Consider the following 20,805-nt stretch of genomic DNA (forward strand, 5'->3'; position numbering starts at 1 on the left):
GTAGGCGTATGCGCGGTTGCTGGGTGTTTTTACTGTGGTTCTGCATGATGGGAGGGGCGCTGGCTGAAAACAGTCCGGTGGCCGCGCCGAAAGACATTCGTCTGGTCAGCGAACCATGGGATGAATACACCGATGCCAATGGCAGCGGTCTGGGCTGGGATATTCTGCGTGAGGTGTTCGAGCCTCAGGGCGTCAAAGTGCAGACCCGCAGCGCGCCGTACATTCGTTCTATCGGTCTGGTGAAGCGTGGCGAGGCGGATGCCTGGGTCGGTGCCTATCAGGATGAAGTCGGGGGTGCGCTCTATCCGCGCTGGCATTACGACACAGATCATATCTACGCGCTGGGGCTGGCCAATCGTCCGACACCGACCCTGTCTACGCTGGGCCACTATCGTTTGGCCTGGGTTCGTGGCTATCAATATCAGCGCTATTTACCCAACGTCAATCAGTACAACGAGATCCAGCGTCGCGACAGCATTGTGTCGATGCTCGATCATGAGCGCGCAGATTTCTATATCGACGCCAAAACCGAGATCGATCATTTGGTCAGCGTGTCGGGTAATCCCGGGGCTTTGCGCGCCACCCATCTGGCTGAGTTGCCGTTGTTTCTGGGCTTTGCCGACACGCCGAAAGGCAAAGCGCTGCGCTCGATATACGATCAGCGCATGGCGCATCTGGTCCGTTCCGGGCAGTTGCGACCGATCTTCGCGCGCTGGCGGCAACCCTATCCATTCGAGGACGAAGAGAGCCATCCGCAGTCTGGCGAGGAGCATTAATCTATCGAGTCGATATGTATAGGCAATAATTCAGCCTAAGCGTCTGCTGAAAGCTGCTGTTACAATGCCGGCTCTGCGAATTTTCAGCCCCATCATGATCAGGAGCACAACGGTGCCCGTCGTCTTTGTCGCAGCTTCCAAGCTGCCTACTCCTTTTGCGCAATTCACCATGCATGGCTTCTTTGAGGAAGCCACCGGGCGCGAGCACGTCGTGCTGAGCCTTGGCGACGTGGCGGATGGTGCGCCCGTCCTGGGTCGCGTGCATTCCGAATGCCTGACCGGTGATGCGCTGTTCAGCCAACGCTGCGATTGTGGCTCGCAACTTGAAGCCGCGTTGCGCGCCATTGCTTCCGAGGGCCGTGGTGTTCTGCTTTACCTGCGCCAGGAAGGCCGTGGAATTGGCTTGATGAACAAAATCCGCGCCTATGAATTGCAGGACGGCGGTGCCGACACCGTTGAGGCCAACGAGCGCCTGGGTTTCGCTGCCGATCAGCGTGACTATGCAATCTGCCAGCCGATGCTCGAGCACATGGGCGTCAAATCCCTGCGCTTGATGACCAACAACCCACGTAAGGTCAAAGCTTTGACCGACATGGGCATTGCCGTCTCCGAGCGCGTACCGTTGCACACCGGGCACAACCCGCACAACAAAATGTACCTGGCGACCAAAGCCGGCAAGCTCGGGCACATGATGGGCAACGAGCATCTGGGCGAGGCCGGTCGCGCGTGACGCGAAACAATGTACGGCGCCGCCTGGCGCTGGCGTGGTGGTGGCAGTTGTTCCTGACGCTGGCACCGCTGTTGGTCATCAATGGCTTCTTCGGCGGTGGCGAACCTTTGATTCCGGTGTTGGCAATGCCAATGTTCATCGCCGGCGTCGCCTCGATGTTCGTCAGCCTGAAATACTTCGGCGGCTATAAAAACGCGCTGATTGCTACGCAAAAAGCCCTGGACACTGCAGACGAACCGGCAGCCTGGATTGAATTGGCAGCGCGTCGACGCATCGCGTTTCTCGCGGCCGGATTGCCAGCCTGGATCGCTGCACTGGCGGTATTTGTTGGCCTGGAGGCGGTGCCGCTGTTTTTGCTGGGGTTTTCCAGCGTGGTGCTGCTGTACCTCTATCGTATTCCACGCCAACTGGCCTGATGAAACGGCTTGTCGCCTGTCTGCTGCTGGTCCTCGTTTGGCCTGCACAGGGCGCCGAGCGAGTCGTCAGCCTTGCGCCTTCCCTGACTGAAATCGCTGTTGAGCTGGGTGCCGCCGATTTATTGGTCGGGGTCCTGGACGGTGGCGAGCGTCCGCTTGAGTTGGCGGGCATCCCTTCGGTCGGTCGCTACGGTCAGTTGGATATGGAGCGCTTGCTCAGTCTCAAACCCGATCTGCTGTTGCTCTGGCCCGGCAGCGTCGGCGTCGCCCAGCGCGAGCAATTGCAGCGCCTGGGCATTCCCACTTACACCGCAGAACCCCAAACGCTCGACCAACTGGCCACTCAGTTTGAGCAAGTCGGCTTACAGTTGGGGCGCGTTGAGCGTGGGCGGCAATTGGCCGAGATGTTTCGACAGCGAGTGGCAGAGTTGCGTCAGCATTATCGACGCGACGTGCCGTTGCGGGTGTTCTACCAAGTCTGGGATCGACCGCTATATACCGTGGGTGGTGAGCAGATCATCAGCGATGCATTGAAGGTCTGTGGGGGCGAGAACCTGTTTGCCGACCTGTCGTTGCCTGCGCCGCAGGTGAGTGTCGAGGCAGTGCTGCAGCGAAAACCAGAGGTGATTGTTGCCGGGAGTCAGGCGCAACTGGATGCCTGGAACGCCTGGTCGCTGAATGCGAGGTTGGTCGTGGTACCGGATAAAGGCATAGAGCGCCCGAGTGGGCAGATGATTGGGGCGGTCGAAAAACTCTGTAATGCGATGACGCGCTGACTGGGAATCCCATCGCGGGCAAGCCCGCTCCGACAGAGGATCACATCCCCCTGTAGGAGCGGGCTTGCCCGCGATGGCGATTTATCTGGCTACATCAACTCTAGGCGCTTCTGGATCGACGCTTCAATCCCAACGGCATCCAGCCCACACTCGGCCAGCATCTGCGCCGGCTTGGCGTGTTCGACGTAGCTGTCCGGCAAGCCGAGATGCAGGACCGATTTGAGAATGTTTTCCCGCGCCAGGAATTCGCTGACCGCAGCGCCGGCGCCGCCCATGATCGCGTTTTCTTCGATGGTCACCAGCAACTCATGACGGTCGGCCATTTCGCGAATCAGCGTTTCATCCAGCGGTTTGACGAAGCGCATGTCGACCACGGTCGCGTCCAGGGTTTCGGCAACCTTGAGGGCTTCGGCCAGTTGCACGCCAAACACCAGCATCGCGACTTTGTTGCCGGTTCGACGTACCACGCCCTTGCCGATTTCCAGCGGTTCGAGGCTGCTGTCGATCAGCGCATTCGGGCCTGTCCCACGCGGGTAACGCACGGCAGCAGGACCTGGGAACAGGTGGCCGGTGCTGAGCATTTTGCGCAGTTCGTTTTCGTCGCTCGGGGTCATCACCAGCATGCCGGGGACGCAACGCAAGAAGGACAAATCGAAGCTGCCGGCGTGAGTCGGGCCGTCTTCGCCCACCAGACCCGCACGGTCGATGGCGAATAATACGTCGAGGTTCTGCACCGCCACGTCGTGGATCAACTGGTCATAGCCGCGTTGCAGGAAGGTGGAGTAGATCGCTACTACCGGCTTGGCGCCTTCGCAGGCCATGCCCGCAGCCAGCGTCACCGCATGCTGTTCGGCAATGGCGACGTCGAAATAGCGCTCAGGAAAGCGTTCGCTGAACTCGATCAGGTCCGAACCTTCTTTCATCGCCGGGGTAATGCCGACCACGCGCGCATCCGCTTCAGCCATGTCACACAGCCACTGGCCAAACACCGCAGAGTACTTCGGCCCGCCGGTTTTTTTCGGCGCGACGGCAGGAGCGTCCAGTGGTTCGAGCTTGGTGATTGCGTGGTAACCGATCGGATCGGCTTCCGCCGGCGCGAAGCCTTTGCCTTTCTTGGTCACGACGTGCAGGAATTGCGGGCCCTTGAGGTCACGCATGTTGCGCAAGGTGGCAATCAGGGTCGGCAGGTCATGGCCGTCGATCGGGCCGATGTAGTTCCAGCCCAGCTCTTCGAACAGGGTGCCGGGGACCAGCATGCCCTTGGCATATTCTTCGGTACGGCGGGCGATTTCCCAGGCGCCGGGCAGACGCGACAGCACTTTTTTGCTGCCTTCGCGCATGCTTGCGTAGGTGCGGCTGGAGAGAATTTTCGCCAGGTAGTTGGACAACCCGCCGACGTTGCGCGAGATCGACATGTCGTTGTCGTTGAGGATCACCAGCATGTCGGCGGCGACTTCCGGCGCATGGTTCAGCGCTTCGAAGGCCATGCCGGCCGTCAGCGCGCCGTCACCGATCACGGCAATGGCTTTACGCGGGCTGTTTTGCAGACGCGCACCAAGGGCCATACCCAGCGCGGCGCTGATCGAGGTGCTGGAGTGACCGACGCCAAAGGTGTCGTACTCGCTCTCGCTGCGACGCGGGAAAGCAGCAACCCCGCCTTTCTGGCGCAGACTGCCCATCTGCAGGCGACGACCGGTGAGGATCTTGTGCGGGTAGGCTTGATGGCCCACGTCCCAGACCAGGCGGTCGTCCGGGGTATCGAAGACATAATGCAGCGCAATCGTCAGCTCGATGACACCCAGGCCGGCACCAAAATGCCCACCCGTTTGACCTACGGTGTAGAGCAGCTCCAGGCGCAGTTCATCGGCCAGGGTTTCCAGCTCGGCCTCACCCAGTCGCCGCAAACCGTCCGGCGTATTGGCGCGGTCGAGCAGGGGCGTGGTCGGGCGCTCGCGGGGGATCTCTTTAAACGTCGTGGGCATCAGGCGAATCGTTATAAGTAGAAGAGGCGGCAGTTTACCTGATGCATCGCGAGCTGCCCACGAAGCGCAGCATCGGATGGTCAGACAGTGGCATTTATATAGTTGATTTTCTGGCCATCGGTTCGTCGCAGCGGTGTATTTTCAGCTACGGCGATCAACGATGTAGCGCGCCAGCTCACGCAATGGCTCGGCTGACGCGTCGAAAGGTCGCAGGGCATGCAACGCTTGATCGCGCAGCTCCAACGCATAACCTTTGGCCGCGCTCAGGCCCAGCAGCGACGGATAGGTTGGCTTGTCGCGCGCAATATCGGCGCCCTGGCGTTTGCCCAGGGTCGCGGTGTCACTTTCGACGTCGAGAATGTCGTCTTGCACCTGGAACGCCAGACCGATTGCCCGAGCGTAAGTCTGCAAGGATTTAAGCTCGGTTTTCTCCGCGCGCCCACTGGCCAGGGCTCCGAGTTTGATGCTTGCCTCAATCAGGGCGCCGGTCTTGTGCCGGTGCATGAAGGCCAACGCAGTTTGATCGAGCTTGAGGCCAACCGAACCGAGGTCGATGGCCTGGCCGCCGACCATGCCGGCCGGGCCTGCGGCAAAGGCCAGGGCCTTGACCATGTTCAAGCGAGTGTCGGCGTCTTGTGGCGTCAGTTGCGGGTCGAGCAAGACGCTGAATGCCAGGCTTTGCAGGCCATCACCGGCCAGGATCGCGCAGGCTTCATCGAACGCTTTGTGGGTAGTGGGCTGGCCGCGACGCAGATCGTCATCGTCCATCGCCGGTAAGTCGTCGTGCACCAGCGAGTAGGCGTGAATCAGTTCCACCGCACAGGCCGCACCATTGGCCAGCTCCGGCGCCGAACCCAAGGCTTCGCACGCGGCATAGGCCAACAATGGACGCACGCGCTTGCCGCCGTTCATCACGCTGTAGCGCATGGCGTCATACAGGCGGTTCAGTTCGGGGCTTGGCGCTTGAAATAGGCCCTCAAGGGCGGCGTTGACGCGGGCCTGACTGTTGGCCAGATAAACTGCAATCATTCCGGCTGGTCCGCATCGAAGGGTTCTTCAGCCAGTTCACCATCGCGCTCGAGCAGGACCTGGACCTTTTGCTCGGCCTGCGCCAAGGCGCTCTGACAGTCACGCGTCAGGCGGATGCCTTGTTCGAAGGCCGTCAGAGAGTCTTCCAGCGACAGCTCGCCATTCTCCAGGCGTTCGACCAGCGATTGCAGGTCAGCGAGTGACTGTTCGAAATCCAGTGCAGCTTTCTTGCGGGCCATGGCAGTTTTCTCGGTGACGTTAAACCGGCGCGACACTAGCAGAGCGGCGCCTTTGGGGCAAATCACAGAGTGCCATTGGCGGTGCCCACGCTCACAAGGCGCGGCTATTCTCTGTTGTGCCTGCAGGTTTGCAAAAAACTGCGATACCGCGATGGTCAGGATCGCTCCTGACTGACGAAGTAATTTTTTGGCAAAGGTGCTAAGATTTCACAGGTACTACACCCGTCTTAGATCTAATTGTCATCAGACTGGCAAGTAATTCACCCTATATATTTTAATTTGGCGGAACGACATGACGGTATTGATCACCGGAGTGGCTGGCTTCATCGGATTCCATACAGCGCGGCGTCTATGCCAGGAGGGTGTAGAGATCGTAGGGATCGATAACTTAAACGACTATTACAGTGTCGAGCTCAAGCGAGCACGCCTTGCACTGTTGAGCGAATTCCCCAATTTTCAATTCAAGGTGCTGGATATCGTCGACAAGGACGCGTTGTTAGAGCTATTTCAGGCTCATGTTTTTACTCAAGTTATTCATTTGGCTGCGCAAGCGGGCGTGCGCCATTCGTTGGACCATCCGGAGGCGTATGCGGAGTCTAACGTCAGCGGGTTCCTCAATGTGCTTGAGGTCTGCCGTCGGGTGAAGCTTGAACATCTGATCTATGCGTCGAGCAGTTCCGTGTATGGCCACAACGAAAAAGTGCCGTTTTCCACTGCCGATGCCGTCGATTCTCCTGCGTCGTTCTATGCCGCGACCAAACGCGCCAATGAACTAATGGCGTATACCTACTCTCACCTATACGACATTCCCGTTACCGGCCTGCGCTTTTTTACCGTGTATGGCCCCTGGGGTCGTCCAGACATGGCACTGTTCAAATTCACCCAGTCGATTTTGAATGGCACGCCCATCGATATTTATAACGACGGCCTGATGTCGCGCGATTTCACTTATATAGACGACATTGTTGAAGGCATTGTGCGCCTGCGCTTGCTGCCTCCTGACGGCCCGGGCGTGCGGAACAAGGTCTACAATATCGGTCGTGGCGCGCCGGTGAAATTGTTGGATTTTATCGAATGCCTGGAAGCGACGATCGGTATCAAGGCGCTCAGAAATTATTTGCCGATGCAGCCGGGCGAGGTTCTGCAGACCTGGGCTGATGTCTCGGAACTGGCGCAACGGATCGATTTTTTACCCCAGGTCAGCCTCGATACAGGCGTGCGACATTTCGTGGATTGGTATTGTGACTACTTCAAGGTGACGCTGCCGACCGCCGTGCCGCAGCACATTTATAGCTATAAAGGGTCCATTAATGAGCAACAACGTTTACCTCTCCGTGCTGATTCCTGCCAAGAACGAGGCCAGCAATCTAACCCCCCTGCTTGAAGAGATCCGCAGCGCGTTGGGCGATGAAGACTACGAAGTGATCGTGGTAGACGATGGCAGCACGGACAGCAGCATTGTTGAGCTGAATGCCTTGAAAGCGGCAGGTTTTCATCAGTTACGGGTCCTTAGCCACCAACGTTCGTTGGGGCAAAGCACCTCGATCTATCATGCAGCCAAGGCTGCCCGTGGGCATTGGTTGGCAACGCTCGATGGCGACGGGCAGAACGACCCGGCCGATATTCCTGGCATGCTCGCGCTGGTGCGCGGCAGCGAAGGCAACCCGCAAGGCGTCAAGTTGGTCGCCGGACATCGCGTCAATCGCCGCGACACCGCCAGCAAACGCTGGGCCTCGCGGTTTGCCAACGGACTGCGTAGCCGTTTGCTGAAGGACGCCACGCCTGACACGGGCTGCGGCCTCAAGTTGATCGAGCGCGAAGCGTTTCTTCGCCTGCCGTATTTCGACCACATGCACCGTTACATTCCGGCCCTGATTCAACGCCACAACGGGCGGATGATCGTGCACCCGGTCAATCATCGCCACCGCAGCGCCGGGGTTTCCAAATACGGCAACATCGACCGTGCGTTGGTGGGCATCCTTGATTTGTTTGGAGTCTGGTGGCTGATCCGCCGCACCCGGCTGGATGCTGTGCCGCAGGAGTTGCATGAATGAATATGAGCCGCGAAGCAATGTGGTTGGCGGTAGGCTTCATCGGGCAATTGGCGTTTACCGGACGCTTTGTCCTGCAATGGCTGTACAGCGAATACAAAAAACGCAGCGTCATCCCCGTGAGTTTCTGGTATCTGAGTATCGTGGGCAGCCTGTTATTGCTGGCGTATGCCATCTACCGAGCAGACCCGGTATTCATTATCGGCCAGTCGTTCGGGATCGTGGTCTACCTGCGTAACTTGCAGTTGATTGCCAAGCAAAAACCGGTGAAGGACGAACAACCCAGTGCGTAGAGAATTTTCCCCCCGCATAGAGCAGTTGGGTTTGATGTTGCTGGCGGTGCTGTTGATTGGCGCTGGTCTTGGGCTGCGGCAACCCCTCAACGTCGACGAAGAGCGCTTCCTCGGTGTCGCCCTGGAAATGTTGCAGGACGGCTCGTGGTTCATTCCGCATCGCGCCGCAGAGATCTACCCGGACAAGCCGCCTTTGTTCATGTGGGCGGTGGCGTTTTTCACGCGCCTGACGGGCCTGCCAAAGGTTGCGTTGTTTTTGCCAGCGCTGGTATCCGGCATGGTGGCGACGGGGTGCCTGTATGACCTTGGCCGACGTTTGTGGAATCGGCGTATCGGGGTGATTGCAGGGCTGTTGTTCCTCGGCACTTATCAAACAATGAGCATTCTCCGCGCCGGGCAGATCGACGGCTTCCTGTGTTTGTGGATCGCCATTGGCGTGTACGGTTTGGTGCGCCATCTGTTGCTGGGGCCGGCCTGGGGTTGGTTTTATGCGGCTTGCGCGGCGATGGGTTTTGGTATTGCCACCAAAGGTGTGGGATTTGTCCCGCTGTTGATGTTGATTCCTTATGCCTACGCTGTGCGCAAAGGCTGGTCCGGTGTGGTGGCGATGCCCAACCGAAAGCTGGCCTGGGCGCTGGGACCGTTGGTGATGTTGGCGGCCGTTGCGGTGTGGCTGGTGCCGATGGTGTTAAGCGTGAAGCTGGGAGGGACTGCCGACGGAGCGGCGTACCTCGACAACATCCTGTTGCACCAGACCGCCAAACGCTATGCCGATGCCTGGGAGCATCGCGAGCCGTTTTGGTACTTCCTCGTCAACGTTATCCCCAAATACTGGCTGCCGATGTTTCTCGCCCTGCCGTGGCTGGTGCCGGCGTGGCGCAAGCAGTTAATGAAGCAGGATGGCCGGGTGCTGGTGTTGCTGGGCTGGGTGGTTCTGGTTGTGCTGTTTTTCAGCCTGAGCACCGGCAAGCGCAAGCTGTACATCTACCCCGCGTTGCCAGGCCTGGTGTTGTTGGTCGCGCCCTTGGTGCCGTGGTTGATGCGGCGCTGGTTTGCCGAGCGGCCCCGGGGTCGCAAGGTGTTTCTGGCGGCGACGGTGGCCTGGTTTGGCGCGTGGTTCGTCTGGGGTTTTGTCGAGCCAGTGAAGGACGGCGCCAACCCCCACGACGGGATCATGCGTCAGGCAGCCGAATTAAGCGGCGGTGCCGATCTGGTGCTCGCCGGTTGGCGCGAAGGCAACTGGTTGTTTGCTCGCCAGCCGATCGTGCATTTCGGCTTCTTGTCAGGCTCGACCGTGGAGCAGGCGGCGCTGTGGCTGCGCGGCCATCCAAAAGACTTCGCGCTGGTGCCGGCGCAGGAACTGGGTCGCTGCTTCCTGCCGGACAAGGCGCGGCAGTTGGGTACTACCTCGCGCGCGGAGTGGTACCTGGTGGGGCCTGATGCCGACAACGGTCAATGCCACCCAGAACCGGCTGCCCAAACGTATCGATTTGTCTGGCAGACCGCTGTTATCTGATATGCGTCACCCAGTAGGAGCTGCCGCAGGCTGCGATAAGGTCGGTACGACCTTCGGTCGATCGCAGCCTTCGGCAGCTCCTACAGGATGTTCCGAGGCTCTTACCCCATCGGCGGCAGCCGCCGCTTCACCGGGGTTTTCTTGACGATGGCGGTGTTGGTTTCCGCATACAGATTCAGCCGGTCGAGCAACGTATCCAGTTGCTCCATCGAGCGCACATGCATTCTCGCGATGAAGCAATCCTCGCCCGTCACTTTGTCGCATTCGGTAAATTCCGGAATCGACTGAATCTGTCGCTCCACTTCCTGCAATTGCCCTGGCAACGGCCTTACCCGAACGATGGCCTGTAGCTGGTAACCGAAGGCTTTGGCGTCGATCTCCACCGTATAGCCCTTCAGAACCCCGCGCTCTTCCAGCCTGCGCAGGCGTTCAGCAACGCTGGGCGAGGACAGGCCGCTGATCTGCGCCAACGCTTTCAGCGAGCGACGCGAGTCCTCCATCAGCGCGGCGATCAACAGTTGGTCGATGTCATCGGTCATATCTACCTCATTAGGTCATTCGCGAAATCTGCCTTCATAAGAAAGGCGTAATTGAATTCTAGCCTTCTTTTGGCTCTGGAGTAGGCCTCTACCGTTGCTCATAATTTGCACTCCCACAGGAGTTAAATCATGAACACATCGATACGTCGCGGGTCACTGGAAATGATTGCCGCCATGCTGATATCCGGCACCATCGGCTGGTTTGTCCTGGTGTCCGGGCAACCGGTGCTGGACGTGGTGTTCTGGCGTTGCGTGTTCGGCGCGGTAACCTTGTTGCTGATCAGTGCGGTGTTGGGCTACCTGCGGCCGGGTATTCTGACGCGCAGCACGTTTACCTTGGCGGTGCTCAGCGGCGTGGCAATCGTCGGCAACTGGTTGCTGTTGTTCGCCTCTTACTCGCGGGCATCGATTGCCATCAGCACGGCGGTGTACAACGTTCAGCCGTTTATGCTGGTGGGGCTGGCAGCGGTGTTTCTCGGCGAGAAAATCACCGCGCAAAAGCTGGTGTGGCTCGGCGTGTCATTTGTCGGAATGTTGGCGATCGTCAGCGCTCACGGAGATCAAAGTCAGACCGGCGACACTTACCTGACAGGCATTGCCTTGGCGCTGGGCGCTGCGCTGTTGTACGCGTTCGCTGCGCTGATCATCAAACGCCTGAGCGGCACGCCGCCGCACCTGATCGCGTTGATTCAAGTGTGTACCGGCACCCTGATGCTGGCGCCGTTTGCCGACTTCTCGCCATTGCCGCAACAGGCCACAGCCTGGGGCAGCTTGCTGACCCTCGGCCTGGTGCATACCGGCGTGATGTACGTGTTGCTCTACGGTGCGATTCAAAAATTGCCGACGGCGCTGACCGGCGCGCTGTCGTTCATCTATCCGATAGCGGCGATCTTTGTCGATTGGTTGGCGTTCGGTCACCGTCTGAGCCTTCTGCAATGGCTCGGTGTGATCGCGATTCTACTGGCCGCAGCGGGGATGCAGCAGGGTTGGAAATGGAAGGGCAGGACCAAAATCCAGCCGGTGAATGTGCCCCATCACCAGACTAAATTTCAAAAGTAGTCGGAAGTTTCTTATGGTGGTGGGCAAGCGCAGCGTCCAGTCACCTACAGGAAGTCCAAATGAGTCAGACCGCTTTCGATATTCAGCGCGTCGCCGTGATTGGCGCCGGCACCATGGGTCGCGGCATCGTCATGAGCCTGGCCAATGCCGGCGTTCAGGTGTTGTGGCTGGACAACAATCCACAGATGCTCGACAGCGGTCAGGCGTTGATTGCCGAGACCTACGCCCATAGCGTGCGCCAAGGGCGGATCAGCGAAGAACAGGCCGCCGCTCGTCGTGCATGCGTCACGCCGGTCGCCGATTATCCGGCGCTGAAGGATGCCGATCTGGTCATCGAAGCGGTGTACGAAAACCTTGAACTCAAGCAGCAGATCTTTCGCACCCTCGACGCCACGCTCAAGCCTGGCGCGATTCTCGCCAGCAACACCTCGGCGCTGGATATCGACGCTATCGCGGCAGTGACCTCGCGGCCGGAGCATGTGCTGGGCCTGCACTTCTTCAGTCCGGCACACATCATGAAACTGCTGGAAATCGTGCGTGGCGCCAAGACCGCGCCCGCCGTGCTCGAGGCTGCCCTGACGCTGGGCAAACGCATGGGCAAGGTCAGCGTGGTGGCTGGCAACTGCCGGGGTTTTATCGGCAATCGCATGTTCCACACCTACGTGCGTGAAGCGCGGATGATGCTGCTGGAAGGTGCGCTGCCGTATCAGGCGGATGCTGCATTGCAAGGCTTCGGTTTCGCCATGGGCGTGTTCCGTACCTATGACGTGGTGGGCCTCGACCTTGAATGGCGGGCGCGCAATCTGTCGGGCCAGGGGCTGGACGATCCTGCGGCGCAGGTGGACATCCAGCTCTGCGAAATGGAGCGTTTCGGCCAGAAGTCGCGCAAGGGTTATTACCTGTACGCCGAAGGCAGTCGTCAGGCTGAGCACGACCCCGAAGTCGATGCCTTGGTGGTGCGCGTCAGCGAAAAGCTCGGCTTTCAGCGCCGCGATATCGGTGCCGAGGAAATCCTCGAACGTTGCCTGTTGGCGCTGGTGAACGAAGGCGCGAAAATTCTTGAAGAAAACATCGCCGGCAACAGCCACGACCTGGACTTGGTGTTCCTCAACGGTTACGGCTTCCCAGCGGACAAAAATGGGCCGATGAGTTGGGCCGATCAGCAAGGCGCCGCCGACATTCTTCAGCGTCTGCGTGACCTGCAATCTCGCTTAGGCGGCCATTGGCAACCTGCCAAGTTGATCGAGCGCCTGGCCGCCAGCGGTCAGCATTTCTCTGACGTAAAGGACGGTCAGCTATGAGTTATCAAGCCCCACTGCGTGACATGCGCTTCATGTTGCATGAGCTATTCGGGGATTTGTGCCATGGGTTACGCCGCCATCGCGCACCCGCATCCACACATCATCATTGCTGCTGCCCACGCTGATACTGACTCCCCAACATCAAGCGTCTGTTCTCGCGCAGTAATTGCTCGACGGCCAGCAACCCCACTGGCCGGCTGAACAGATAGCCTTGAATTTGATCGCAGCGGTTGCGCTGCAAAAACTCAAGCTGGCCTTCGGTTTCCACCCCTTCGGCGATGACCTCAAGTTTCAGGCTGTGGGCGAGGTGGATAATGGTCAGGGCGATGGCGGCGTCTTCCTGATTACTGGTGACTTCGCGGATAAACGCGATATCGATTTTCAGCTTGTCGATGGGGAATCGACGCAGGTAAGCCAGGCTGGAAAAGCCGGTGCCGAAGTCATCGATGGAAATCTTCACGCCCTGATCGCGCAAGCTGTGCAAGCTGGCAATGGTGCTCTCGGTATTGACCATCAGCGAGGTCTCGGTCAGCTCCAACTCCAGTAAACCCGCGGCGATGTGGTTGTCGGCGAGGGCGCGGCGGACATCTGCCGCCAACGTGCCATCGGCGAATTGGCGACCGGACACATTCACCGAAATCTGCATCGAACCGATGTCCGAGCGCTGCCACTGGCCGATCTGCTGGCAGGCTGTTTCGATGACCCAGCGCCCCACGTCAACGATCAATCCGGTTTCTTCCAGAATAGGGATAAACACCAGGGGCGAGACCAGGCCGTGGCCCGGTCGCTGCCAGCGCAACAAGGCCTCCAGACCGCAAACGCGCCCGTCGATCAGGCTGACTTTCGGTTGGTAGTGCAGAACAAACTGTTCTTCGGCCCAGGCTTTGCGCAGGGCTGTTTCCAGCTCAAGTCGGGCCAATACCTCAGTGTTCATTTGCGCGGTGAAGAATCGATAGTTGTCGCGCCCGGCCTGCTTGGCTCGATACATGGCAGTGTCGGCATACTTGAGCAGGGTATTGGTGTCGAGGCTATCGTCGGGAAACAGGGTGATGCCAATACTGGCGGTCATCGGAATCGCATGGCCGCCGAGATGGAAGGGCGCGCGCAGGACTTCGCGGATTTTGCTGATCACGCTGGTTGCGCCTTTCAAGCCGTCGCGCATCACCAGGATCAAGGCGAACTCATCGCCACCCAGCCGCCCAACCGTATCGCGGATGCGCACGCAATGCATGAGTCGGTTGCTGAGTTGGCGTAACAAATCGTCGCCGACGGCATGGCCAAGGGTGTCGTTGATGTTCTTGAAGTGATCCAGATCGATGAGCAGGATCGCGACTTGCAAACCTTTATCGCTGGCCTGGTCCAGGGCGGCTTGCAAGGTTGAATAAAACAGCGTGCGGTTGGGCAGGCCGGTCAGCGTATCGTAATGCGCCATGTGCAGCAGGCGCTGGTCAGCTTCCTTGCGGTCAGTGATGTCACGCACGACGCCGACAATGATCCAGTCCTGACCTGATTGATACGCCTGGCGACGAATCTCGACATTCAACAGCGAGCCGTCGTTGCGCCGCATCCTGGATTCGGTCAGCGCATTCGAGCCTCGGCCGGCGATGATTTCGTCATACAACGCTTGCAGGTCTTCCAGACGAGAGCCGTTCAGATCGCCGGGGCTCATCCGCAGCAGTTCATCGCGGCTGTAGCCCAGCATGTTGCAGGCTGCGACGTTGAACTCGATAAAGCTCATGGTCTTGCGGTCGATCAGAATAATTGCGTCGGCGGTGACGTCCATGGCGGTGCGAAAGCGTTGCAGATCTGCGGTGCGTTGCTGAACCTGAGCTTCGAGGATGGCGCTGTGGCCCAGGACAAGGTCACTGAACGACTTGAGTCGCAGCATGTTGCGCACGCGCAGCCGCAACTCGGCCTGATCCACCGGTTTACTGAGGAACTCTTCGGCACCGGCTGCCAAGCCTTCCAGGCGCGCGGCATGATCATTCAGCGCGGTGAGCAGAATGATCGGGATATTCGAGGTGTCGGCGCTGGCCTTGAGATGACTGGCCACTTGATAACCGTCCATCCCCGGCATCATCACGTCCAGCAGAATCAAATCGGGCGGATGATCCTTGAGGATCTCCAGCGCCTCTTCGCCGCTGGACGCTATATGGGTTTGATAACCCTCGTGCCGCAGCAGCATGTCCAGCAGCTTGCGGACCTGGGGATCGTCGTCGACGACCAATATCGTGGTTGATGAGTCGGTCATGAGCGAGGCCCGCTTGGGCTGAGTTTTGTATGCCCGGGTAGCAGCGCGTCAATTGCGGCGTACAGTTCCGAGTAGCGCAATGGCTTGGCAATGTAGCCGTCGCACCCGGCGAGATGGCACTTGTCCTTGTCTTCCTTCATGGCCATTGCGGTGAGCGCGATGACCGGAATGTTGGCGGTGGACGGGTCGGTTTTGAGCAGGGCCGTCGCTGCCAGGCCGTCCATCCCGGGCAGCTGGATGTCCATCAGAATCAAGTCGGGCTGTTGGTCGCGGGCGAGCATCAGGCCGGTTTCCGCATCCACCGCGCTGAGCACCGTGTGCCCGGCATTGCGCAGCAGCAGGCGAGCCAGCTTCATGTTTGCCGCATTGTCTTCAACAATCAGAACTTGGGCCATAGGGTTGTCGCCGTCGCTTCTTGCTGTGTGTGGAATTGCCCTGAATCACGTAACGGCAGCCAGACGGCGAAACGCGCACCTGCGCCGACCTCACTGGCCACCGCCACGCTGCCGCCGTGCAATTGCGCGAGCTGCTTGACCATTGCCAGGCCCAGGCCGGTGCCTTCGAATTTGCGCGCCAGGCTGCTGTCGATCTGGCTGAAGGCGACGAACAACTTGGTCATGTTGTCCTGCGAAATGCCAATCCCGGTATCGCTCACACAGAGTTCGAGGAATTCGCTGTGTTCATTGCCCCCGAGAGGAAAACCATGCACCGGCCAGTCGCCCTCCAGGGTGCCGACCACCTCCCGGGAAACGCGCCGGGCGGCGAGGATCACCTGGCCGCCGCTGGCGCTGAATTTAACTGCGTTGGCCAGCAGGTTATAAACAATCTGTTTGGTCTTGCGCGGGTCCAGTACCAGCAGGCCGAAGTCCTCCGCGGTTTTCAGTTCCAGACGGATCTGTTGTGCAGCGGCTTTTTCCCTGACGATCGACAAGCTGTTGCCCAGCAGATTGTGCAGATCAACGAACTCCAGTTCGAGGTTCATCATGCCGGCCTCGACCTTGGACAAATCGAGAATGTCGTTGATCAGCGATAACAGATGTTGGCCACTGGTAAAAATGTCGCCGATGTACTCGAACTGCGTCGCGCTCATGTCGCCGGCCAGACCATCCTTCAGCGCTTCGGAAAAACCGATGATCGCGTTCAGTGGCGTGCGCAGCTCATGGGACATGGTGGCGAGGAATTCGGATTTCATACGACTGGCATGTACCAGCTCGATATTCTGCTCTTCGAGGCTGCGCTCGAAGCGTTTGCGCGCAGTGTTGTCGGTACCGATCAACAGGTAGCCGATGATCGCATCCTTGGCATCGCGCAGGGCAGTCACCGAAACGATGGCCGAGAAGCGACTGCCGTCCTTGCGGATATAGGTCAGTTCGTAAATGTCTTCGATACCCCGCGACGCCTTGAACACCAGCGCCTCGAACCCCGGGGTGATGGGTGTATCGAGTTCCAGGCTAAGGGCGGCGGCGCGAGCGATCAGTTCGGTGGGGTCGGAAATGTCAGCCGGGGTGATCAGATTGACCACATCCTGCGCCTCGTAACCCAGCATGCGCTCGGCGCCGACGTTGAAGATCTGGATCACGCCCTTCTCGTCGGTGGCGATGCTGGAAAAGTTGGCACTGTTGAAAATAGCGTCTTGCAGGGCGCCAGTCTTGAGCAGGGTTTCCTGGCGACGGGATTCAACGATCCGTTCGGCGCGCAGCAATCGTGCACCATCGCCTGCGTTGTTCTCGTCCACGGCTTCCGTCCATAAACAATCAAATCAGCGCGTCGACACGTCGCGCTGCAGAACACGCTCACAGATGGCCGCTGAAAAGACGCCGGCGAGGAGGAGATGAATTCAGTTGACCATAGCAGAAGCCGATAGTTTAAAAGCAATCCATTTGGGTGACGATTCAGGCTTTAGTGATTCGTTTGAATTTCGATGAAAACTCAAAGAATCAAGTCTGCGGGATAGCTTGTTTCCCGGCCCGCCACTTCAACCCGATTGCGCCCAAGCCGTTTTGCGCTGTACAAGGCGGCATCCGCAAGGCCGTAGGCGTGGTCGAACTCGGTGCCGCCGGGGCTGATGCTCACTCCAAAACTGGCGGTGATGCAGCGATCCACAGGCGTAGGGAATACATGACGGGCGACTGCGTCGCGCATGGCTTCGGCCAGGCTCACGGCAGCGTCCAGCTCAAAGGCCGGCAGCAACACGGTGAACTCTTCGCCGCCGACCCGGCCGATAATGCCGGCGTCTTTGACGATGTGGCGCAGGCAGGTGACGATGCCCTGGATCACGGCATCGCCGGTGGGGTGACCGAATTCGTCGTTGATGCGTTTGAAGTAGTCGATGTCCAGTACGATCATCACCACGCTGCCTTCGCGCAGGGCCTTGGCCGCCAGTTCGATCACCGCGCCGCGGTTCAGAATCCCGGTCAGGGCGTCATGGGTCGCGCGGTGTTCGAGCTGCTGGGCGAGGGTGTGCAACTGCAAGTTCAGCGCGTTCATTTCGCGTTCGGCCCGGTCGCTGCGGCCAATCAGACGCCGTGTCTCGCGCATCAGACGCTCGAAATGCGTGCTCAATTCCTTTAGCGATTGGCGATACACCTGTGCGCCGCCTTCAGCTGCGGCCAGCGTCGCGCGAGCCTTCTCAAGCGCAGCATTCTCGCTTTCGAACAGGTCCGGCACGTCGCCCGAGGGCGCGTCTGCAGACGAAGCTAAAGCAGGCATGACATCCTCACTGAGTGGCAACCGGGTGATCGATGAAGTCGATCGACTGGAAATCCGCGCGCAGCTCCTCGCCGAACTCGAAAATCGTGTCGTCTTCTTCGTCGTGATACCAATTCATCTGCACTTTGTTACCGGCCTGCACTGAGCGGTCCAGGGCGTCGAAGATGCTGAACAGCATCTTGGTGCTCGAACTGTTGAAGTAGGCCAGCGCCACGTTGGCGATGATCGAAACACCGTTGCAGGACGCCAGATAAGCGTTCAACTGCTGAAGGATCGGGGTGTAGAACGCCGCAGCGTTTTCCGGGTACGACTCGCCAGTCAGCGACAGCAGATGCGCGTCGAAGCGGAAATCGACTTCCGGGGAGGTGGCCGTTGCGGCGATATGCAGATTATCCATGGCTCGTGTCGCTCTTCTTGTTCAGATAATGGCTTTGAGACAAAACAGCGTGGTGTCGGGATCATCGGCGCGTGGATGAAAAGCGAAATCCAGTGGTGCGCTTGCATCCCGGGCCATGGTCAGAAAACCTAACCCTGCGCCCTTGCTGTCAACCGGCGTTTCCGCTCGCAGCGAGACCTTGTAGGCCTGCTTGATCTCTTCCAGCGACATCTCACGCAGCGGCTCAAGCTTGCCGCGCAACGCTTCCACGTCCCGCGTGGCAATGGGGTTGGCGCACAACATCAAGTGGTGCTCGCCCTCGGCGGTAATGCACACCGCGCCCTGGCGCAGGGCCGGCGGTTCTTCGGCAGCCAGCGCTTCTGACGAGTAATGAATGATGTTCTGCGACAGCTCGACGAACGAGGAAAACAGCTTGCGTCGCGTAGGCCCGCTAACCCCGGAGACCTCCAACTGCAGCTTCACCACCTCGGCCATCGCGGTGACGATGTTATGGGAGAAATAACCCATGTGATAAAAAATCACGTTGCGTTGCTGAGCCAGCTCAAGGAAGGCGCAGTCCTGCACGGAGAGAGACGAAACACTCATAGTTTGTCCTGAATGCGAGCACAAAATAGGGTCACGTCATCGCGACGGTTTTGCGTGCCTTGCCACGTGTCGAGAGCCTGTTTCAGCTGCTCGGCGATGGCACTGGCGGGTTGGTCACGATGCTCGATGATCACGTCATGGGCGCGACGCTTGCCGAAAGCGATTTGGCGCGGGCCGCCGATCTGATCGGTTAAACCGTCGGTGGTGATGAACAGCAAACTGTCGGCCGGCAGCGGAACCGTGGTTTGCGTCCACTGGTAGTCGGCGTCACTGTCCACGTAACCAACGCCCATGCGCTGTCCGCCAAGGGTGTCAAATGTGTCGGCACCCGGGCTGAGGATATGCAGGCCGATTCGCGCACCGGCGAAGGTCAGTTCTGAACGGTCGGTGTCGAACCAGAAAAACGCGGCATCGAGGCCGTCGTTGGATTCCGGGGTGTCATCGACGCCATTGACCTGACCCAGCAGGCCTTTGACGCTGCGATTGACCGCCGCCAACAACGCCGCCGGATTGCGTGGGCCGTGTTGTTCCAGCGCTTTGGACAGCGACGATGAAGCGATCAATGTCATGAACGCCCCCGGCACGCCATGCCCGGTGCAGTCCGCCACGGCACCGAACCAGCCGTCTTCCTGGGTGACGAAATGATAGAAATCGCCGCCGACCACATCTCGCGGCGCCCACAGCAATGCGGCGTCACGCAGGGTAGAGGCCAGGGTTTCCCGTGAGGCGCGGAGCATGGCGCGCTGGATGACGCTGGCGTACTCGATGCTCTGCATGATCTGGCGATTTTTTTCTTCCTGCAGCGCGGCGACCACGGCCATCAATTGCAGGCCATTACCCAGTCCGGCAAAACAACCGTCGCGCGTCACGATGAAACCGTCGGCCAAGGCCTTCTCGCCCACTTCCACGGTTTTGAAGGTCAGCGCCTCGATGCTCATTCCGGCGTCGACGATCAGCGGTTCCTTGTCCATGAAGGCGATGCAACTCTTCTTGTCGTACAGCTCGCGGTGAAACGGCTTACTCATCTGCGACAAAAAGATATTGCGGTTGATTAGCCCGATCGGTCGCTCGTTCTCAAGCACGGCCAGGCTGGTGATGTCTCGTTGCGAGAACATCTCCATCACTTGCGAATTGGAGCCCGACACGTCTATCGCGGGCACGTCCTGACACAAATCACCGGCACACCGGTGATCTCCCGGCGTTTGAGGGCGTCGGAAAGGCGAGAACGGAGCGTTCATGGAAAGCTCATCCATTGGCCGAAGGAGCGTGTGATATTAAGTCGCCATTATGTCGATCGTGTGACAGACGTTCGATTTTCAGGACAAAAGGAGCCTGATACTGGCCAGTTTAAAACCAAGGTATAGGGTGCTGGCTCCAACGTATGAGCGCCGAACACCTAGGTACAATGGTTGCGCTGTCGCCCATCTCGTAACGTATGTCCAACGCAAGAGCACTCGCAAATAGCTCTGCACATCAGCTCAGACATACATTTTTTACTCATATAACGAGGTGGACTCATGAAAGCTTTATTCGTAGGCGCAGTGTTGTTGGCTTTCCTTAATACCGCAATGGCAGCTGGCTCTGACACGGCTCACCAGGCGTCGATGGCCAAAGTGGATAATTATAAATACGGGACGCATCTGGATATTTCCAAAGTGCTGTCTGTATCGACACCCGCTAACAGCTGCGACGTGGTACCGGAAAAAATGATTTACCTGGATTCCACCGGTTTGAAACACGAACTTGATTATCAAGTCGTGGGCGATGGTTGCAACGGTTAAGTCGCAGCTGTCCCCAGGTTGGAACATCAAACATAGACCGACGCCAGCTGGCTCTCTGTAACGCCTTGTGCCGCAGAGACGCTAGCCGCGCCGGTTGATGCTGCACCTCCTCGATGCATCGGCAAATCCCCCTGATAAACAGCGTCGCCCTCCCTTCGGCCTGCGATACGGCCCGCTCACACATGTCCATAGCGTGACTAAGGTCGCAGTGGAAACCTCTGAAGAACTGCCGGTAGCCGCCGATATGATGACGGGTGCCAACGAAAAGAACGCTGCCAGGGACAAATCCATTTGTCCGGTACGTTGACGGTTAGCAAGCTGCGCCGCGCGATTGTGTAGAATTGCGTGCTGGCGCATTGATGTTGAGCCGTTGTT

23 protein-coding genes are annotated in these 20,805 nt (G+C 58.9%); 12 read left to right on the plus strand and 11 right to left on the minus strand.

Annotated features, from left to right (window positions below):
• The first annotated feature begins 8 nt into the window (after positions 1-8).
• The 4 genes from ACF0H7_RS02140 (at position 9) to ACF0H7_RS02155 (ending at position 2,698) form a co-directional block, all read left to right on the plus strand.
• Complete coding sequence (locus ACF0H7_RS02140) at positions 9-776, plus strand: substrate-binding periplasmic protein (RefSeq protein ID WP_397451171.1); 768 nt, start codon at positions 9-11, stop codon at positions 774-776.
• A gap of 112 nt (positions 777-888) precedes the next feature.
• Complete coding sequence (gene ribA / locus ACF0H7_RS02145; RefSeq protein WP_397451172.1) at positions 889-1,506, plus strand: GTP cyclohydrolase II; 618 nt, start codon at positions 889-891, stop codon at positions 1,504-1,506.
• Positions 1,503-1,922, plus strand: a complete 420-nt coding sequence (locus ACF0H7_RS02150; protein WP_397451173.1) for an MFS transporter — start codon at positions 1,503-1,505, stop codon at positions 1,920-1,922. The genes ribA and ACF0H7_RS02150 overlap by 4 nt, the downstream gene beginning before the upstream one ends.
• Positions 1,922-2,698: a cobalamin-binding protein gene (locus ACF0H7_RS02155; RefSeq protein WP_397451174.1), complete on the plus strand. Its 777-nt coding sequence runs from the start codon at positions 1,922-1,924 to the stop codon at positions 2,696-2,698. Before ACF0H7_RS02150 ends, ACF0H7_RS02155 begins: the two co-directional genes overlap by 1 nt.
• 89 nt (positions 2,699-2,787) lie before the next feature.
• On the opposite strand, the gene dxs is transcribed toward ACF0H7_RS02155, so the two are convergent.
• From dxs to ACF0H7_RS02170, 3 genes are all read right to left on the minus strand, one after another.
• The gene (gene dxs, locus ACF0H7_RS02160) at positions 2,788-4,680 is read right to left on the minus strand and encodes a 1-deoxy-D-xylulose-5-phosphate synthase (protein ID WP_397451175.1); all 1,893 of its coding nucleotides are present in this window, start codon (positions 4,678-4,680) and stop codon (positions 2,788-2,790) included.
• A gap of 141 nt (positions 4,681-4,821) precedes the next feature.
• Positions 4,822-5,709, minus strand: coding sequence for a polyprenyl synthetase family protein (locus ACF0H7_RS02165; protein WP_397451176.1), 888 nt, complete (start codon positions 5,707-5,709; stop codon positions 4,822-4,824).
• Positions 5,706-5,948, minus strand: coding sequence for an exodeoxyribonuclease VII small subunit (locus ACF0H7_RS02170; protein ID WP_397451177.1), 243 nt, complete (start codon positions 5,946-5,948; stop codon positions 5,706-5,708). Before ACF0H7_RS02170 ends, ACF0H7_RS02165 begins: the two co-directional genes overlap by 4 nt.
• Before the next feature lie 292 nt (positions 5,949-6,240).
• Between ACF0H7_RS02170 and ACF0H7_RS02175 the strand changes: the two genes are divergently transcribed.
• Genes ACF0H7_RS02175 through ACF0H7_RS02190 form a run of 4 tightly spaced genes read left to right on the plus strand, consistent with a single transcriptional unit; the run spans position 6,241 to position 9,808 of the window.
• Positions 6,241-7,332, plus strand: coding sequence for an NAD-dependent epimerase (locus ACF0H7_RS02175; RefSeq protein WP_397451178.1), 1,092 nt, complete (start codon positions 6,241-6,243; stop codon positions 7,330-7,332).
• The gene (locus ACF0H7_RS02180; RefSeq protein WP_397451179.1) at positions 7,259-8,002 is read left to right on the plus strand and encodes a glycosyltransferase family 2 protein; all 744 of its coding nucleotides are present in this window, start codon (positions 7,259-7,261) and stop codon (positions 8,000-8,002) included. The genes ACF0H7_RS02175 and ACF0H7_RS02180 overlap by 74 nt, the downstream gene beginning before the upstream one ends.
• A complete protein-coding gene (locus ACF0H7_RS02185) occupies positions 7,999-8,292 on the plus strand; it encodes a lipid-A-disaccharide synthase N-terminal domain-containing protein (protein ID WP_397451180.1) in 294 nt (97 codons plus the stop codon). The genes ACF0H7_RS02180 and ACF0H7_RS02185 overlap by 4 nt, the downstream gene beginning before the upstream one ends.
• The gene (locus ACF0H7_RS02190; RefSeq protein ID WP_397451181.1) at positions 8,285-9,808 is read left to right on the plus strand and encodes an ArnT family glycosyltransferase; all 1,524 of its coding nucleotides are present in this window, start codon (positions 8,285-8,287) and stop codon (positions 9,806-9,808) included. Before ACF0H7_RS02185 ends, ACF0H7_RS02190 begins: the two co-directional genes overlap by 8 nt.
• Before the next feature lie 101 nt (positions 9,809-9,909).
• Here the strand turns inward: ACF0H7_RS02190 and ACF0H7_RS02195 are convergent, their stop codons facing one another.
• Positions 9,910-10,347, minus strand: coding sequence for an Lrp/AsnC family transcriptional regulator (locus ACF0H7_RS02195; protein WP_397451182.1), 438 nt, complete (start codon positions 10,345-10,347; stop codon positions 9,910-9,912).
• A 129-nt stretch (positions 10,348-10,476) separates the two neighbouring features.
• On the opposite strand from ACF0H7_RS02195, the gene ACF0H7_RS02200 reads away from it, so the two are divergent.
• Genes ACF0H7_RS02200 through ACF0H7_RS02210 form a run of 3 tightly spaced genes read left to right on the plus strand, consistent with a single transcriptional unit; the run spans position 10,477 to position 12,832 of the window.
• A complete protein-coding gene (locus tag ACF0H7_RS02200; RefSeq protein ID WP_397451183.1) occupies positions 10,477-11,406 on the plus strand; it encodes a DMT family transporter in 930 nt (309 codons plus the stop codon).
• A gap of 59 nt (positions 11,407-11,465) precedes the next feature.
• Complete coding sequence (locus ACF0H7_RS02205) at positions 11,466-12,707, plus strand: 3-hydroxyacyl-CoA dehydrogenase NAD-binding domain-containing protein (protein WP_397451184.1); 1,242 nt, start codon at positions 11,466-11,468, stop codon at positions 12,705-12,707.
• Positions 12,704-12,832 carry an acyl-CoA dehydrogenase N-terminal domain-containing protein gene (locus ACF0H7_RS02210; protein ID WP_397451185.1) on the plus strand — a complete coding sequence of 43 codons (129 nt, stop codon included), beginning with the start codon at positions 12,704-12,706 and terminating at the stop codon, positions 12,830-12,832. The genes ACF0H7_RS02205 and ACF0H7_RS02210 overlap by 4 nt, the downstream gene beginning before the upstream one ends.
• On the opposite strand, the gene ACF0H7_RS02215 is transcribed toward ACF0H7_RS02210, so the two are convergent.
• The 7 genes from ACF0H7_RS02215 to ACF0H7_RS02245 all read right to left on the minus strand — a co-directional run bounded on the left by ACF0H7_RS02215 (position 12,811) and on the right by ACF0H7_RS02245 (position 19,887).
• Positions 12,811-14,958 (minus strand): EAL domain-containing protein, encoded by a 2,148-nt coding sequence (locus ACF0H7_RS02215; RefSeq protein ID WP_397451186.1) that lies wholly within the window; start codon positions 14,956-14,958, stop codon positions 12,811-12,813. The genes ACF0H7_RS02210 and ACF0H7_RS02215 overlap by 22 nt on opposite strands.
• Complete coding sequence (locus ACF0H7_RS02220; RefSeq protein ID WP_397451187.1) at positions 14,955-15,353, minus strand: response regulator; 399 nt, start codon at positions 15,351-15,353, stop codon at positions 14,955-14,957. Before ACF0H7_RS02220 ends, ACF0H7_RS02215 begins: the two co-directional genes overlap by 4 nt.
• Positions 15,338-16,693, minus strand: coding sequence for a sensor histidine kinase (locus tag ACF0H7_RS02225; protein ID WP_397451188.1), 1,356 nt, complete (start codon positions 16,691-16,693; stop codon positions 15,338-15,340). The genes ACF0H7_RS02220 and ACF0H7_RS02225 overlap by 16 nt, the downstream gene beginning before the upstream one ends.
• A 194-nt stretch (positions 16,694-16,887) precedes the next feature.
• Positions 16,888-17,667: a GGDEF domain-containing protein gene (locus ACF0H7_RS02230; RefSeq protein ID WP_397451189.1), complete on the minus strand. Its 780-nt coding sequence runs from the start codon at positions 17,665-17,667 to the stop codon at positions 16,888-16,890.
• Positions 17,668-17,674: 7 nt separating this feature from the next.
• A complete protein-coding gene (locus ACF0H7_RS02235) occupies positions 17,675-18,064 on the minus strand; it encodes a DUF1987 domain-containing protein (protein ID WP_397451190.1) in 390 nt (129 codons plus the stop codon).
• Between the two features lie 21 nt (positions 18,065-18,085).
• The gene (locus tag ACF0H7_RS02240) at positions 18,086-18,649 is read right to left on the minus strand and encodes a SiaB family protein kinase (protein ID WP_397451191.1); all 564 of its coding nucleotides are present in this window, start codon (positions 18,647-18,649) and stop codon (positions 18,086-18,088) included.
• Positions 18,646-19,887 (minus strand): SpoIIE family protein phosphatase, encoded by a 1,242-nt coding sequence (locus tag ACF0H7_RS02245; RefSeq protein ID WP_397451192.1) that lies wholly within the window; start codon positions 19,885-19,887, stop codon positions 18,646-18,648. Before ACF0H7_RS02245 ends, ACF0H7_RS02240 begins: the two co-directional genes overlap by 4 nt.
• 279 nt (positions 19,888-20,166) lie before the next feature.
• Between ACF0H7_RS02245 and ACF0H7_RS02250 the strand changes: the two genes are divergently transcribed.
• Complete coding sequence (locus ACF0H7_RS02250; protein WP_397451193.1) at positions 20,167-20,430, plus strand: DUF2790 domain-containing protein; 264 nt, start codon at positions 20,167-20,169, stop codon at positions 20,428-20,430.
• Positions 20,431-20,805 lie beyond the last annotated feature (375 nt).

The organism is Pseudomonas sp. NA-150 (assembly GCF_044336365.1).
Lineage (GTDB): Bacteria > Pseudomonadota > Gammaproteobacteria > Pseudomonadales > Pseudomonadaceae > Aquipseudomonas.